13 protein-coding genes are annotated in these 14,839 nt (G+C 33.4%); 6 read left to right on the forward strand and 7 right to left on the reverse strand.

Going from position 1 to position 14,839, the window contains the following annotated elements:
* Positions 1–12: 12 nt before the first annotated feature.
* From WNY78_RS11490 to WNY78_RS11515, 6 genes are all read left to right on the forward strand, one after another.
* Positions 13–1,065 (forward strand): type III polyketide synthase, encoded by a 1,053-nt coding sequence (locus tag WNY78_RS11490; protein ID WP_342873346.1) that lies wholly within the window; start codon positions 13–15, stop codon positions 1,063–1,065.
* Between the two features lie 120 nt (positions 1,066–1,185).
* Positions 1,186–1,980 carry an SDR family oxidoreductase gene (locus WNY78_RS11495; RefSeq protein WP_342873347.1) on the forward strand — a complete coding sequence of 265 codons (795 nt, stop codon included), beginning with the start codon at positions 1,186–1,188 and terminating at the stop codon, positions 1,978–1,980.
* A 3-nt stretch (positions 1,981–1,983) separates the two neighbouring features.
* Complete coding sequence (locus WNY78_RS11500; protein ID WP_342873348.1) at positions 1,984–2,421, forward strand: hydroxymyristoyl-ACP dehydratase; 438 nt, start codon at positions 1,984–1,986, stop codon at positions 2,419–2,421.
* A 7-nt stretch (positions 2,422–2,428) separates the two neighbouring features.
* On the forward strand, positions 2,429–3,700 hold the full coding sequence (locus WNY78_RS11505; protein ID WP_342873349.1) for a beta-ketoacyl-[acyl-carrier-protein] synthase family protein: 1,272 nt from the start codon (positions 2,429–2,431) through the stop codon (positions 3,698–3,700).
* A 3-nt stretch (positions 3,701–3,703) separates the two neighbouring features.
* Positions 3,704–3,958: a phosphopantetheine-binding protein gene (locus WNY78_RS11510; protein ID WP_342873350.1), complete on the forward strand. Its 255-nt coding sequence runs from the start codon at positions 3,704–3,706 to the stop codon at positions 3,956–3,958.
* Positions 3,955–4,542: a 4'-phosphopantetheinyl transferase superfamily protein gene (locus WNY78_RS11515; protein WP_342873351.1), complete on the forward strand. Its 588-nt coding sequence runs from the start codon at positions 3,955–3,957 to the stop codon at positions 4,540–4,542. Before WNY78_RS11510 ends, WNY78_RS11515 begins: the two co-directional genes overlap by 4 nt.
* Before the next feature lie 59 nt (positions 4,543–4,601).
* On the opposite strand, the gene WNY78_RS11520 is transcribed toward WNY78_RS11515, so the two are convergent.
* From WNY78_RS11520 to WNY78_RS11550, 7 genes are all read right to left on the reverse strand, one after another.
* On the reverse strand, positions 4,602–5,030 hold the full coding sequence (locus tag WNY78_RS11520) for a hypothetical protein (RefSeq protein ID WP_342873352.1): 429 nt from the start codon (positions 5,028–5,030) through the stop codon (positions 4,602–4,604).
* A gap of 382 nt (positions 5,031–5,412) precedes the next feature.
* Positions 5,413–5,979 (reverse strand): metallophosphoesterase, encoded by a 567-nt coding sequence (locus tag WNY78_RS11525; RefSeq protein WP_342873353.1) that lies wholly within the window; start codon positions 5,977–5,979, stop codon positions 5,413–5,415.
* Positions 5,980–6,052: 73 nt separating this feature from the next.
* Positions 6,053–6,601, reverse strand: a complete 549-nt coding sequence (locus WNY78_RS11530) for a hypothetical protein (RefSeq protein WP_342873354.1) — start codon at positions 6,599–6,601, stop codon at positions 6,053–6,055.
* Positions 6,602–7,096: 495 nt separating this feature from the next.
* Positions 7,097–8,008, reverse strand: coding sequence for an ABC transporter ATP-binding protein (locus WNY78_RS11535; protein ID WP_342873355.1), 912 nt, complete (start codon positions 8,006–8,008; stop codon positions 7,097–7,099).
* Between the two features lie 70 nt (positions 8,009–8,078).
* Complete coding sequence (locus tag WNY78_RS11540) at positions 8,079–10,247, reverse strand: prolyl oligopeptidase family serine peptidase (RefSeq protein WP_342873356.1); 2,169 nt, start codon at positions 10,245–10,247, stop codon at positions 8,079–8,081.
* Between the two features lie 93 nt (positions 10,248–10,340).
* Positions 10,341–12,755 carry an FG-GAP-like repeat-containing protein gene (locus tag WNY78_RS11545; protein WP_342873357.1) on the reverse strand — a complete coding sequence of 805 codons (2,415 nt, stop codon included), beginning with the start codon at positions 12,753–12,755 and terminating at the stop codon, positions 10,341–10,343.
* A 70-nt stretch (positions 12,756–12,825) separates the two neighbouring features.
* On the reverse strand, positions 12,826–14,826 hold the full coding sequence (locus tag WNY78_RS11550; RefSeq protein ID WP_342873358.1) for an FG-GAP-like repeat-containing protein: 2,001 nt from the start codon (positions 14,824–14,826) through the stop codon (positions 12,826–12,828).
* Positions 14,827–14,839 lie beyond the last annotated feature (13 nt).

The following is a 14,839-nucleotide window of genomic DNA, read 5'->3' on the forward strand; positions in this document are numbered from 1 at the left end:
GTAGCAATAAACATGAGCGTAAAAATAACAGCAGTAGCCAAACAGTTACCAAAATATACAAGAGAGACTAAGGATATTATTCCGTTTTTGAATATTTGGTTAGAAGGTCAAGAGGATCGTTTTAAACGAAAGGTCATTAAGCTTTTTGAAAACGCAGGAGTAGATAGACGCTATTCAATTATGGATGCCGAAGAGGTATTTACAAACACTTCTTTTGAAGAAAAGAACGATATATATGCTCGTGAAGTTGTCAAATTAGCAGAGCAATCTTTAGTGAAAGCATTGGATAAAGCCAGTTTAAAACCAACAGATATTGATTACATCATTACGGTAAGTTGTACAGGAATTATGATTCCTTCTGTAGACGCGTATTTAATTAATAACTTGAACATGAAACAGGATATTGTAAGACTTCCTGTAACCGAAATGGGTTGTGCAGCTGGAGTTTCAGGTATTATTTACGCTAAGAATTTTTTAAAAGCAAACCCAAATAAACGTGCAGCAGTAATTGCTGTAGAATCACCAACAGCAACATTTCAACTCGATGATTATTCCATGGTGAATATTGTGAGTGCTGCTATTTTTGGTGATGGTGCATCAACTGTTATTTTATCCTCATATGACAATGAAGAAGGTCCAAAAATAATTGATGAAGCGATGTATCATTTTTATGATGCGGAAACGATGATGGGTTTTAAATTAGTAAATACTGGGTTACAAATGATATTGGATAAAGCGGTTCCTGAAACGATTTCAGAACACTTCCCAATGATTGTGCATCCTTTTTTAGAACGAAATAATATAACCATTGAAGATGTCGATCACTTAATTTTTCATCCTGGCGGAAAGAAAATTGTACAAACTGTAGAAGATTTATTTGGGTCTTTAGGGAAGAATATTGATGATACTAAAGACGTGCTTAAACTGTATGGAAATATGAGTAGCGCAACAGTGCTATATGTTTTAGAACGCTTTATGGATAAGAAACTACCCAAAGGAGATCGAGGATTAATGCTCAGTTTTGGTCCAGGATTTTCGGCACAACGTATATTATTAGAATGGTAGTCAAATGTCATTCAGAGTGAAGTAAAGAATCTTATTGGTAGAGCAGTTAAAATGTAATAGTTATGTCACATTGAGCGTAGTCGAAGTGCAAAGCGAAGAATTTTTTAAATAGTGATGAATATGAAAGAATTCAAAAATAAAAACTATTGGGCATTAATACTTGGAGGCTCAAGCGGATTAGGTTTAGCAACAGCAAAAAAGCTAGCAAAACACGGTATGAATATTTGTATCATTCACAGAAACTCAAGAACGCAAGAAGATACGATTAATGCAGAATTCGACATTATAAAAGCTGAAGGTATTCAGTTTAAATCGTATAATCTGGATGCTTTTAAACCTGAAAAACGAGAACAAGTCATTTCAGAATTGAAAGAGATTTTAGGTTTAGAAGGTAAAATAAGAACACTAGTTCATAGTGTAGCCAAAGGGAATTTAAAACCGATGATTTCCGAAGAAAAATCAATTTTAAAAAACGACGATTTTAATATTACAATTAATGCGATGGCTATTAGTTTGTATGATTGGACGCAAGCTGTTTTTGAAGCGAAACTATTTGCAGACGATGCTAGAATAATCAGTTTTACAAGTGAAGGAAACACGAAGGCTTGGCGAAATTACGCAGCAGTATCTGCAGCAAAAGTGACTCTAGAAGCTATTTCTAGAAACATTGCTTTGGAGTTTGCACCACATGGAATTAGAGCAAATTGCATACAAGCTGGCGTAACAGATACAGCATCATTACGAATGATTCCGGGAAGTGATCAAATAAAAGCACATAGCTTAAAACGTAATCCGTTTAAAAAATTAACGCAGCCTGAAGATGTAGCAAATGCAGTATACCTGTTATCAAAAGATGAAGCAAGTTGGATAAATGGTTGTGTGATTCCTGTAGATGGAGGCGAACATATTAGTTAACAAATGACATCAAATCAAATCATATCGCTATTACCTTATCAAGATCCATTTCTGTTTGTTGATAAACTCACTATGATTTCTTCGGAAGGCGTTACAGGCAATTACACCTTTAAAAAAGACGCGTATTTTTATAAAGGACATTTTAAAAACAACCCAATTACACCAGGTGTTATTTTAACCGAATGTATGGCACAAATAGGACTCGTATGTTTAGGGATTTTCATACTGAAAGATGAATTTTCAGAAACTAGTCCGCAAATTGCATTGACCTCAAGTCAAGTTGATTTTTTTCTTCCTGTTTTTCCAGGAGAGAAAGTGACTGTGGTTTCTGAAAAAGAAGTGTTTCGTTTTAATAAACTGAAATGTAACGTCAAGTTATATAATGAGAAGAATGAATTGGTTTGTCGTGGGAAAATCTCAGGAATGATAGCAGCGAATTAAATAGAACATGAAAAATAGAGTCGTCATTACAGGTTTAGGAGTCGTTGCACCAAATGGAGTAGGACTCGATGCGTTTTCAAAAGCCATTAAAAATGGTGAATCAGGAATTACGTTTCATCAACAATTAGCCGACTTAAATTTTTCTTGCCAAATTGGTGGAATGCCGCAAATTTCCGAAGAAAAGAAACTAGAGTATTTAACGCCTTTACAATTAAGAGGGTTTAATAGTTCAGGTATTTTGTATGGCTGTATGGCTGGAATTGACGCTTGGATAGACGCTGGGTTTGATGTTGATGCCAATAGTGAATTAGACTTTGATAGTGGAACGATTTTCGGAACAGGAACCTCTGGTGTTGAAAAATTTAGAGAAGCGATTTACAAACTCGATGATAAACAAGTCAAGCGTTTAGGAAGCACTGTTGTTGTTCAAACGATGGCTAGTGGCATTAGTGCGTTTCTTGGAGGAATTCTTGGATTAGGTAATCAGGTGACTACAAATTCTTCAGCATGTACCACAGGAACAGAAGCTATTTTAATGGGTTATGAACGTATTAAAAACGGACAAGCAAAACGGATGCTTGTTGGAAGTTGTAGTGATGATGGTCCATATATTTGGGGAGGGTTTGATGCTATGCGAGTGATGACTTACAAACATAATGAGACTCCAGAAAAAGGGTCAAGACCAATGTGTGAAAGTGCTTCTGGGTTTGTACCTGGAGCAGGAGCAGGTGCTTTAGTTTTAGAATCTCTAGAAAGTGCTTTAGATAGAAATGCAACAATTTATGCTGAGGTTTTAGGCGGAAATATCAACTCAGGAGGACAACGTGATGGCGGAACAATGACTGCTCCCAATGCAGAAGCTGTGCAACGTTGTATCAAAGACGCACTAAAAAACGCGAATATTTCAGCAAACGATATTGACACCATAAATGGTCATTTAACGGCAACCTCAAAAGATAGTTTGGAGATTGAAAATTGGACCAAAGCTTTGAACCGAAAAGGTGATAATTTTCCATATATTAACTCTTTAAAATCTATGGTTGGACATTGTTTAGCTGCAGCAGGAAGTATTGAATCTGTGGCAACCGTACTTCAGTTGAAAGAGCAATTTGTGTTTCCAAATATTAATTGTGAGAATGTGCACCCTGAAATTTTAGAACTAATTTCTGAAGAAAAAATATTAACCAAATCATTGAAAACCGACTTAAATATTGCTGCAAAAGCCAGTTTTGGTTTTGGCGATGTGAATGGTTGTATTATCTTTAAAAGATATAATTAAGCTATGACAAACGACGAATTAATTGCTAAATTAAAAACCATTATTCAACCTTATATTCAGGATGAAAAAGCGTTTAATAATTTATCTGAAGAGACTGATTTCATTAACGATTTAAAGATAAATTCTGCTAATCTAGTAGATGTGATTTTAGATGTAGAAGACGAATTTGATATTAGAATTGAGAACGATGACATGGAAAAAATGACGTCTGTAAAAGCAGCCATGGAAATCGTAAATGAAAAATTAGCTGCAAAATGATAGGCAATGATATTGTCGATTTAAAGCACAGTGCTTACAATTGGAAGCGTCCTCGGTTTTTAGATAAAGTCTTCACTAAAAATGAACAAGCGCTTATTTTTTCTTCGGAAAATAAACATGAAACTTTTTGGTTGCTTTGGAGTATGAAAGAGGCTGCTTATAAAATTCATGTACAACAATTTGGTGAGCGTTTTTTTAACCCTAAACGGTTGGTGTGTGAGCTTTTTTCTGATCTGTCTACCGAAAAGGTAGAAGTTAAAGGAACAGTGAACATAGATAACAATAGCTATTTAACAACATCTACAATTACTGAAGATTATGTGTATACGATTGCAACATTGAGTGCTTCTAAAACAAAACAGAGTTCAATTTTTAAAGCCGAAATATCATCGCATTGCATTCAAAGTGATGTGTTAAAAAGAGCACTACTCAAATCTATTTCTAAAACGCAACAATTACCACTTCAAGATTTGAATATTAAAAAAACGGTTACTGGTGTTCCTGAATTATTTTGTGTTGATTCTAAACTACTTATGTCTTTTTCTCTAACACATTGCGGACGGTTTTTTGGGTTTGTGTATTAGATGAATTTAAAAAGCAGACCAACCGAAGTCAGCCCACTTTTTCCCTTTCTAAGGTATACTTAAAATAGCCAACCAATTATAGTGATGGCTCCAACAAGAATTGACATTAAAATGAAGATTAAAACACCTATAAAGATGTATTTTACTAATAGATCTTTCCAAGTTTCTTTATATTCAATATCTGGCTCAATTTTAGTTTTTGATTGTTGAAATAACTCAACATATTCGAAACAAAATTCTGAATTTTTAGATAACCATTCTTCTGGTATCGTAAAGAATTCCTTTTTATTTTCTTTAAATTCTCTTTCGTCAATTTCCAAACTAACTTCAAGAAGGTTAGCAGCATAAAGCCTCAATCCTTCTTTATTTGCTTTAATATTCGATTCATCTCTACCAACTCCATATTGAAAAAATCCAAAATACGCGGTTGCTTCAGAGTTTGATTCTTTCAATCGTTGGATTGTAGTATTTATTTCTTGAGTATTCATTTCTTATAATTTTAATCACTTTTTATTAAGCTCCATCAGAATCCCTCAAACTGATGGAGCACTACTACAAAGTTTAGGTAATTGAAATTACACTTCGACTGGCGCTGACAGCGAACTGTCAATTACATTGCAAATATTTAACACTATTACGCAATCTTTTTGAGTAGTTTTTTTATTCTTAATTAGTTTAATATGTTTCTGAAATCGAATATTTATGAATTCCTTAATTGGAAATAAACATTTATAAATAAATTCAGAATGACGTTAATAATTATCGAGCTCGCGTAAGCGATTGTAGCATTGTTGAAGCTCCTCGAAGAGAGCGACTGCGAAAAGCGCGACCCTCTGTAGTTTTTTAACGAATGAGGGTGACGCCCGAAAATTACTTATTCTTAAATGGAGCTTCCCATGTTTTTAAACTCATAATATTTTTGACTTCCTCGTAGCTTAATGGGTAAAAATCGTGACAATCTACACCTACATCAAAACTATTCATCGTTGGGTCGTCTTTTAGAGTGCCATGTGAATGACCGTACAAATGCCATGTGCCTCTAAAGCTTGATCGCCAAACTCGCATAGCGTAATGCATGAGCATGATTTTTTGCTTACCGTTAGGTGCATCTGCATCATTTACGTTGAGCTCGAAGTAATCTTTAATCCACTCAAATCGGTTGGGATTTGCTTGAGCAGCTCCTTCGTGATTGCCACGTATTAAAAATATTTTTCCGTTTAATTGCTCAAGAATGTCTCGCATTCGTTCTGCTTTACAGAGTCCGAAATCGCCCAAATGGTATACCTTATCGTGCTTATTAATACGACTGTTCCATCGTTTTATGAGTTCTTGATCCATTTCTTCTACACTACCAAATGGACGATTGGTGAATTTTATAATATTCTCATGACCAAAGTGATGGTCTGAAGTGAAATATATGTGTCTTGTTTTATTCATGTTTTCTAAATTCCATCAAAGCAGGAATTTCTTGTTTAAAACCAACAAGGTTTTTAAATACCTTGTTGGTTGGTTATTTTTTATTCTTTTTCTGCTTCCTTTTCTTCTTCTTTTTAGATTTGGAAGACTTCTTTTTATTTGGTTTCAACTTGTTTTTGACTCTGTTCATTTCAGAATCAATAAACGAAGTAAAACCGTTGTTATAAACGAACAACTTTGCTTTCTTAAAAGTTTTTAATGCTTTTTTATACGCTTTTTGACATTCAAAAAGTTGAGCTTGTAATACTAAAAGCTCACCTTTCCCAACAGCTTTTACTGTGTGAGCAAAATCTATTAGTTTTTGTGCTTCGTTGAAATCGTGATTCCAAATTAAAACCAAGATGTACTTTGGATAGACTTTTATAAAATCTATTTTATTTGCTAATGCCTCAGCAAAATAGTACTTGGCTTTTTCGTAATCTCCAAACTGCTCTGCTTGCAAACGTCCCATGAGATATAGTGCGTAGGCATTATTACTCTCGTATGACAAAGCGTAGTTTAGGTTTTCTACGGTTTCTTCTAATTCGTATGGATAAGCATCTATGGCTTTTAACACGTAGTTGTTTAACAAATTCGTGTCCATTGTTTTTTATTTTAATAATTTGTTTTGCGACACTTCGACTTTGCTTAGTGACCGCTTTTGTGCAAAAATAAATTCGCTTAAGCTCAATTGATGAACTTTATATTCTAACTGTTTTGGAGGAGGTTTAACCGAACTGGTTAAGAATGATGTCTTGAAATAAATTCAGGATAAAAAAAATCCGAAACAGTGTTTTACTTGCTTCGGATCTTTCATTTATAATTTTGAAAAGTTTATCTAACGATAATCACGAAGCATCACAAAAGGTGGTATTCCTTTTGGATCGTTTTGATATGTTATAAATAAACTCATAGTTTTTAATTTTTAATTCAACTTCTGTTTGTTGTAATGTGGTTGAAATGCGTTGCAAAGATTTACATTTATTTTTGACTTTTCAAAATTTATTTTTCTTTTTACAGAAAATGGGCTGCCATAATACGAAGTATTATATTTTTTTGAAAAAAGCAAATATTTTTTCAGACGCTTTCAAAAAGTTGTTTAATTAGAGATTTTTAAGAAGATGTTTTCATCATTATTTAGATGATATTTACTTTCAAAAAATACCTTTTCACCATCTAAATTTGCTTCAATTAAATAGTAATTGCCTTTAAAAAAACTTGTAATTACAGTTGCTTTTAAATTAGATTTTTCAACAATTTTTAATTGATGTGCATAAATAATTGTGTCATTTATGATATTAAATTCTCCAAAAAAAGATGCGATTAATGACGTACTTGGGTTTTGAAATAAAGCTTTTGGAGTATCGTAAGCTTCTATTTTATTATTGTTTAATACCATCATTTGATCTGCAAATCCCAACACATCTTCTTTGTCGTGTGTTGCCACGATACAAGTGATATTTTTATCTTTTAGATACTTAAAAACATTACGTCTAAGGGATTGTTTTTTGAAATTATCTATGTGACTAAATGGTTCGTCTAGTAAAATAATTTCAGGTTGTTTTGCTAATGCTCTTGCCAAAGCCACACGTTGTTTTTGTCCGCCAGATAATGTTTTGACTTTTATTTTAGCAAACGCTGAGAGTTCAACGACTTCTAATAATTCTGCTGTGCGTTCTTTTTTTTCCTTAGGAAAAAAATTTGAGAGAAACTTTCCAATATTTTCTTCTACGGAAATAAAAGGCATTAGGTCAAATTCTTGAGCCACATATTTCATAAAATCGTAACCTACAACGAGATTATGTTTTGGACCAAGGACTTCGAGGTCTTTCCAGTGGATATTTCCGAAGTTAAGATCATACTCACCATACAATAGTTTTAAAAGCGTACTTTTTCCAGAACCACTTTCTCCAATAATTGCTAGGTGTTCACCTTGCTCAACTTTAAAAGAAAGATCTTTTAAAACAGGTGTTTTGTTATAAGAAAAGGAGAGGTTATTGACGTTTAGCATGTGATAAATATAAAAAGACCTACAAAGTTATAGAAACCTTGCAGGTCTGAGTGTTTTCTTTAATTCTAAATTATCCTTTTACTTTCTCTTTAGTATCACTTGGTAATACTTCAAATCCCATGTTATAAAGCGTAAATCCAAAAATATCTGCATACTGCTCAATAGTTTTAGAGACTGGAGTTCCTGCACCATGACCAGCATCTGTCTCAATACGAATCAATGTTGGATTATTTCCAGTTTGTTTTGCTTGTAACTCTGCAGCAAATTTAAAACTGTGAGCAGGTACAACTCTATCATCATGATCTCCTGTGGTTACCATAGTTGCAGGATATTCTACACCTTCCTTTACATTATGTACTGGAGAGTAACCTTTAAGATAATCAAACATTTCTTTGTTATCGTCTGCTGTACCATAATCATAAGCCCAACCAGCTCCTGCTGTGAACGTATGATATCTTAGCATGTCTAAAACACCAACTGCTGGCAATGCTACTTTCATTAAATCTGGACGTTGTGTCATTGTTGCTCCAACCAATAAACCTCCATTTGATCCACCTTTAATGGCTAAATAATCACTGGATGTGTAATTCTCTGCAATTAAATATTCTGCAGCTGCTATGAAATCATCAAATACGTTTTGTTTCTTAAGTTGCGTTCCTGCATTATGCCATGCTTTTCCATATTCTCCACCACCTCTAAGGTTAGGAACTGCATAAACACCACCTTGTTCCATCCAAACTGCGTTAGCGATGCTAAATGAAGGCGTTAAGCTAACATTGAATCCACCATAACCGTAAAGAATGGTTGGATTTTTACCGTTGAGTTTTAATCCTTTTTTGTGCGTAATAATCATAGGTACTTTTGTACCATCTTTTGATGTGTAGAAAACTTGTTTACTTTCGTAATCTTCTGGATTAAAATCGATATCTGGTTTTACAAAGATTTCTGAAGTTCCATTTTTAATATCGTATTTATAGATACTTCCAGGAGTTACGTAGTTTGTGAATGAATAATATAACTCTGTGTCTTCTTTTTTAGCGCCAAATCCGCCAGCACTACCAACACCAGGTAATTTTACTTCTCTTACTAATTTCCCGTTATAATCATATTGCATTACTTTAGAAACAGCGTCTACCATGTATTCTGCAAAGATATAGCCGCCACCTGTTGATGGACTCAAGACATTTTTGGTCTCTGGAATAAAATCTACCCAATTTTCCGGACTTGGATTTGAAGCGTCTACAGTGACAATTTTCTTATTTGGAGCATTCAGGTTAGTTACCATGTATAATTTACTACCAACATTTTCAATTGGGTACGTGTCACTATCAGTATGATCTAAAATAGTCACCAAAGGACTATTTGGTTTTGTTAAGTCTTTTAAAAATAATTTATTTCCTGAAGTTGATACACTTGCAGTAATTATTAGATAGTTGTCATCTTCTGAAACATTACCACCAGCATAACGATGTTTTTCGGCAGGTGTACCTCCAAAAATAACAGGATCATTCTTTTGAGACGTTCCTAATTTGTGATAATACACTTTATGTTGATCTGTTTTAGCAGAGAGCTCACTTCCTTCAGGTTTGTCATAGCTTGAATAGTAGAAACCTTCGTTTTTATACCATGACATTCCGCTAAATTTCACATCAATTAATGTGTCTTCTATGATTTCTTTAGTTTCGGCATTCATGATAAGAATTTTTCTCCAATCACTTCCTCCTTCGGAAATAGCATACGCCAAGGTTTTGCCATCTTTTGAAAAACTTGCACCACCAAGCGAGATGGTACCATCTTCTGTGAACGTGTTAGGATCTAAGAAAACTTCAGCAGATTTTGGGTCTTGACCTGTTTTGTATCTATAAATGACGTATTGGTTTTGGAGTCCGTCATTTTTATAGAAATAAGTATAATCTCCTTCTTTAAATGGAGCGCCTACTTTTTCGTAATTCCATAGTTTAGAAAGACGTTCTTTTAATTCTTCACGATAAGGGATATTGTCTAAATAGCCATATGTAGATTCGTTTTGAGCTTTGACCCAGTTTTCGGTTTCGCTACTTTTATCATCTTCTAGCCAACGGTATGGATCTTTAACTTGCGTTCCGAAGTAATCGGTAATAGTATCTACTTTTTTAGTTTCTGGATAGTTTACCACAATATCTCTTTTTTGTTCTTTAGCCTCTTCTTTACATGCAGTAAATGCTAGCATTGCTAATATTATAAATGAAATGTTTTTCATAATTATACTTAATGATTAGTTGTGCTCTCAAAAATAAACAAAAAAGCCTCTACAAATGAATGCAGAGGCTTTTTTAAGATATTGTTATGAGCTTTATTGTTTAATAAACTTCTGACTTTTAATTTTGTTACCAGATACAATTCTTAAAATGTAATTTCCAGTATTTAGAGTACTTACATCAATCGTATTTTGGTTTAGTTTAGAATTCATAACACGTCTACCATTGATATCAAAAATTGTGAAAATTGCATCTTGTAAGTTTTCAGTACTTGATATATTTAGCTCATTTATTGTTGGATTAGGATAAATTACCAAATCATTTACAAATGAATTTTCTAAAGTAAGTGTTGCACCTTCAACAACCTCAATAGGTGTGTTAATAGCTGGATCAGTAATAACGTCAATTACTCCAGATGGCCAGTAAATTGTAATATTATCAATTTCAGTTTCTGATCCAATTCCGAAGTGCGTATTTAAAGTACTCATGTATTCAAAACCTTCTCCACTTCTTACATCTCTAATTTGAGAACCATTGCTTGTTGTAATTACAACTCTTGCACCAATACCATCAATATTACTAATGACACCAACTGTGTTTATTGTAATCCAATTATTTGGTGTAGTAAGGTTCCAATAGATAGTACCATTATAATAAGCATCTAAAAAGCCATCATTATTTAAATCTCCAATTGAACCGTTTTTATAATTTAATTGGTTAGAATCAGCATCCTCAAAGGTTAAATCACCTTTTCCGTAGAGAATTGTTCCATTACAAAGAATATCTAAGTAACCATCGTTATCAATATCGTGACTTATATTTTCATGACCTGTTGGAGCTACACTTACACCAGAACCTGAAGTTACATCTACAAAACTTCCGTTTCCATCATTTCTGATAAGTTTGTGATTTCCTGAACTTGCACCAACGAATAAATCCATATCTCCATCATTATCATAATCTCCCCAAGAAGAAGACCAAGTTTGCATTGGATCATCTAATTGTAATATCGCTGAATTTTCTGTGTATGTACCATCACCATTATTGGTTAACATAATATTTCTTCTTCTGTCTGTTTCACCACCACATTTAGCAATAAACATATCCATATCTCTATCATTATCATAATCAATCCAAATAGATCCATAATTACCACCTGAAGAATAATCACCTAAATTTACAGGAGCATCAGGAGTTACACTAGATTGATAGTATGTTAAATCACCACTACCATTATTGATAAAGTATACATTTGGTGCTACATCATGACAAACGAAAGCATCTAAATGGCCATCATTGTTTATATCTATAAAATTTGAACGTTGAGAAAAAACATATTCTGTTGTTGATGTTTGTACAAAGCCTGTACCATCACTATTTGATTTCATAAAAGTAACTCCACTACCAGCACCATATAATAAATCTGTATGACCATTTCTATCATAATCTGCTGCTGCCATACTCCAACCTGGTAAATAATCTGCATTAGGTGTAGGAATATTAACTTCGTTAAATCCACCAGTTGCTAATTGATAATGAACATTTACATTATTTGAAGATGCAGAAACGATATCATCTAAATGATCACCATTCATGTCTACAACTGTTAAATCATAATTTCCAATTGACATTGCTTGCGTTGAAAAATTAACACGAGAGTCAACTAAAGTCGTAAAAGTTAAAGGCCCTATCCAATTACTATAATCTGAACCACCACAATAGCCTCTTACAAAAACTTCATAAGATGTTGATGATGATAAACCAGAAAGAGGATAAGGATTATTGGACGATGTATTTGTTCCAGAACCAGAAGGCACTCCAGAACCTGGAGCTTGTACTACAATCTCCCAACTAGTCTCTGTACTACCTTGTTGCCAGTATACATTAGCAGTATTTGTATTAATATTAGATACGCTTAAATCAGTAATGTTAGGACAAGCTGGAGGTATTTGTGAACTTATTGTTGGTGAGTTAAAACAAAAACCGTAACCCCAAATATTGTTATCATCATAAGAAATTCTATATCTAAAATTGCTTAATTGATTTGCTGTAAATGTTGAAATATTTAAAGCTGTAGAACTATAATTTTCGTATGATCCAGAACAAAAATTATTTGTCGGTGGATTTGATGTTCCTGATAATTCATTTCCCCAATCTTCCCATACACCAGAATCTGCATTCCAGTATTGAAGCATTAAAATTTCACCAAAATCATGAAAGACATAACTGGCTCCAACAGAAATCCAAGTTTCATTGGCATTATATGCTGCTGTTAAATTTATAACAGGAGATTCTGCTGCAATATCATCGTCATGACCATTTTGAGCATCATCATCATCATAAGCAAAGTTAGTGCTTGTTGTTGGGTTTGCTTCAAATACATCAGTAGATGTTAAATAATTTCCAGTAATAGACCAATTTGAGTTGGGCCAACTTGCTGGTTGATTTAAGGTTTGAGAAAAGCTAAAAAATGCACTAAATAAAAACAGTAAGAGGGTAATTTTTTTCATAGTTGGAATAATTAAAGTGTATAAAAGTAATAAAAAAGCCTCTAAATCATCAATTTAAAGGCTTCAATATTTAATATTTGATAAATTTTTGACTTTTTATTGAGCTTCCTGATACAATTCTTAATATATAATTACCAGGTGATAGCTTTGAAATATCTATTGATGACTCTTTAAGTTTGGAGTTCATAACTCTTTTACCTGTAATGTCAAAGATTGTATAAATCATAGAGTCATTTAGTTCTAATGAACTAATATTTAAGATGTCTTTTGCTGGGTTAGGATAAATGACTAATTCATTAGTTAGAGAATTTTCTAAACTTAATGTGTCACCTTCAATAATTTCTAAAGCACCATTAATTGTAGGATTATTAACAGTATCAATAATACCAGAAGGCCAATAAATTACAACGCTATTAATAGTTGCGTCTGAACCAATACCTATATGTGTGTTTAGTGAATTCATATATCTAAAGCCATCACCACTCTTTACATCTCTAATTTTGATACCAGATGGAGTATGTACTTCAACACGTGCACCAATACCGTGTATATTACTAACAGTTCCAATAGTATGTATTTTAATCCAGTTGTTATTGCTTTCTGCATTATTTAAATAAATAGAACCTGAATTAAACGAATCGATATAACCATCATTATTTAAATCACCATAAGCTCCAGAACCAGGAAAAACACTTGTGTAGACATTAAATGTCATATCACCTTTTCCAAATAGAATGTTACCACCAGAGACTAAATCTAAATGCCCATCATTATCAAAATCAAAAGTTACTGTTTCTGTTGAGTTACTCGTTAACACATTAATACCAGATCCTGTAGTTATATCTGTAAATATGCCGTTATCATTTCTCATAAGTTTATGATCTCCAGCACTAGCTCCTATAAAAACATCCATATCACCATCACTATCAAAATCTCCCCAAGCAGCAGACCAAGTTTGCATAGGATCTGCTAAACCAATGGCTAAAGCGTTTTCTGTGTAATTTTCATTTCCATCATTTGTGTGCATTTGATTAACTCGACGAGCAGTTTCTCCACCACACTTAGCGATAAATAAATCTAAATCTCTATCGTTGTCATAATCTATCCAAATAGATCCATAATTTCCACCAGATGAATAATCTCCTAATCCACCTTGGTTATAAGTGAAGTTACCATTACCATCATTTAGATAGTAAACGTTTGGTGCCACATCATGACAAACAAAAGCATCAAGATTACCATCATTATTTATATCTACAAAATTTGAACGTTGCGAGAAAATATCTTGTGGTCCAGAAATTTCAGTAAATCCAGTTCCTGAACTATTAGCTTTCATAAAAGTAACTCCACTACCTCCTCCATATAATAAATCTGTATAACCGTTTCTATCATAATCTGCCGCAGCTAAACTCCATGATGGAAGATAATCTGCACTTGGAGTTGTAATGTTTTTGGTCGTAAAACCAGCACCAATAGTTTGTTCTCTAATATTAACGTTAGTTGAAGAAATAGAAACCAAATCATCTAGGTGATCTCCATTCATATCTACAACAGCAATTTTATAATTTCCTGATGCACCAGAACTTTGTGCACTGAAAGTAACAGGAACCGCAGGAGGAGGTGTGTAATTTAAAGTTTCTAAGCAGAAAGCTACATCAGAGTTTGTTGCATAATCATAAATTTGTATGATTAACTCATCATTTATATTCCATCCATATACATTTTCAGTTACAAATGTATTTGAACAAGCAATCTGTGTTGTTCCTGTTGAATCCCAAACTACAATTCCAGGATCTCCTGGGCTTTCAGATGAGAAAAATAAGCCAGTATGCGTTGCGGTCCATGAAAAGAATTGATCATTTCCAGAAGGCGTACAAGACCCTTGAAGACCACTATCTGTTGTCCCATCGGTTGTAAAAGGTAAATAAAAACTTGGTGTAGAACAACCTGTTCCTTCAGGAGAAGGCGTAATTGGGATTGCACCACTAAAGACATCATTAGCTGGCTGCCCAAATGAAGGAATACAAAATGCTATCCCTATAATTGTTAATAAGAGTAATTTTGATTTCATAATTATAATAATT

Source organism: Psychroserpens sp. AS72, from assembly GCF_038900375.1.
In the GTDB taxonomy this organism is placed as follows: domain Bacteria; phylum Bacteroidota; class Bacteroidia; order Flavobacteriales; family Flavobacteriaceae; genus Psychroserpens.

What these genes read in the sequence shown, in the direction of transcription:
- WNY78_RS11495 (WP_342873347.1), top strand. Translation starts at nt 1,186, where the DNA reads ATGAAAGAATTCAAAAATAAAAACTATTGGGCATTAATACTTGGAGGC.
- WNY78_RS11490 (WP_342873346.1), top strand. Translation starts at nt 13, where the DNA reads ATGAGCGTAAAAATAACAGCAGTAGCCAAACAGTTACCAAAATATACA.
- WNY78_RS11545 (WP_342873357.1), bottom strand. Translation starts at nt 12,755, where the DNA reads ATGAAAAAAATTACCCTCTTACTGTTTTTATTTAGTGCATTTTTTAGC.
- WNY78_RS11530 (WP_342873354.1), bottom strand. Translation starts at nt 6,601, where the DNA reads ATGGACACGAATTTGTTAAACAACTACGTGTTAAAAGCCATAGATGCT.
- WNY78_RS11515 (WP_342873351.1), top strand. Translation starts at nt 3,955, where the DNA reads ATGATAGGCAATGATATTGTCGATTTAAAGCACAGTGCTTACAATTGG.
- WNY78_RS11500 (WP_342873348.1), top strand. Translation starts at nt 1,984, where the DNA reads ATGACATCAAATCAAATCATATCGCTATTACCTTATCAAGATCCATTT.
- WNY78_RS11535 (WP_342873355.1), bottom strand. Translation starts at nt 8,008, where the DNA reads ATGCTAAACGTCAATAACCTCTCCTTTTCTTATAACAAAACACCTGTT.
- WNY78_RS11550 (WP_342873358.1), bottom strand. Translation starts at nt 14,826, where the DNA reads ATGAAATCAAAATTACTCTTATTAACAATTATAGGGATAGCATTTTGT.
- WNY78_RS11525 (WP_342873353.1), bottom strand. Translation starts at nt 5,979, where the DNA reads ATGAATAAAACAAGACACATATATTTCACTTCAGACCATCACTTTGGT.
- WNY78_RS11510 (WP_342873350.1), top strand. Translation starts at nt 3,704, where the DNA reads ATGACAAACGACGAATTAATTGCTAAATTAAAAACCATTATTCAACCT.
- WNY78_RS11520 (WP_342873352.1), bottom strand. Translation starts at nt 5,030, where the DNA reads ATGAATACTCAAGAAATAAATACTACAATCCAACGATTGAAAGAATCA.
- WNY78_RS11505 (WP_342873349.1), top strand. Translation starts at nt 2,429, where the DNA reads ATGAAAAATAGAGTCGTCATTACAGGTTTAGGAGTCGTTGCACCAAAT.
- WNY78_RS11540 (WP_342873356.1), bottom strand. Translation starts at nt 10,247, where the DNA reads ATGAAAAACATTTCATTTATAATATTAGCAATGCTAGCATTTACTGCA.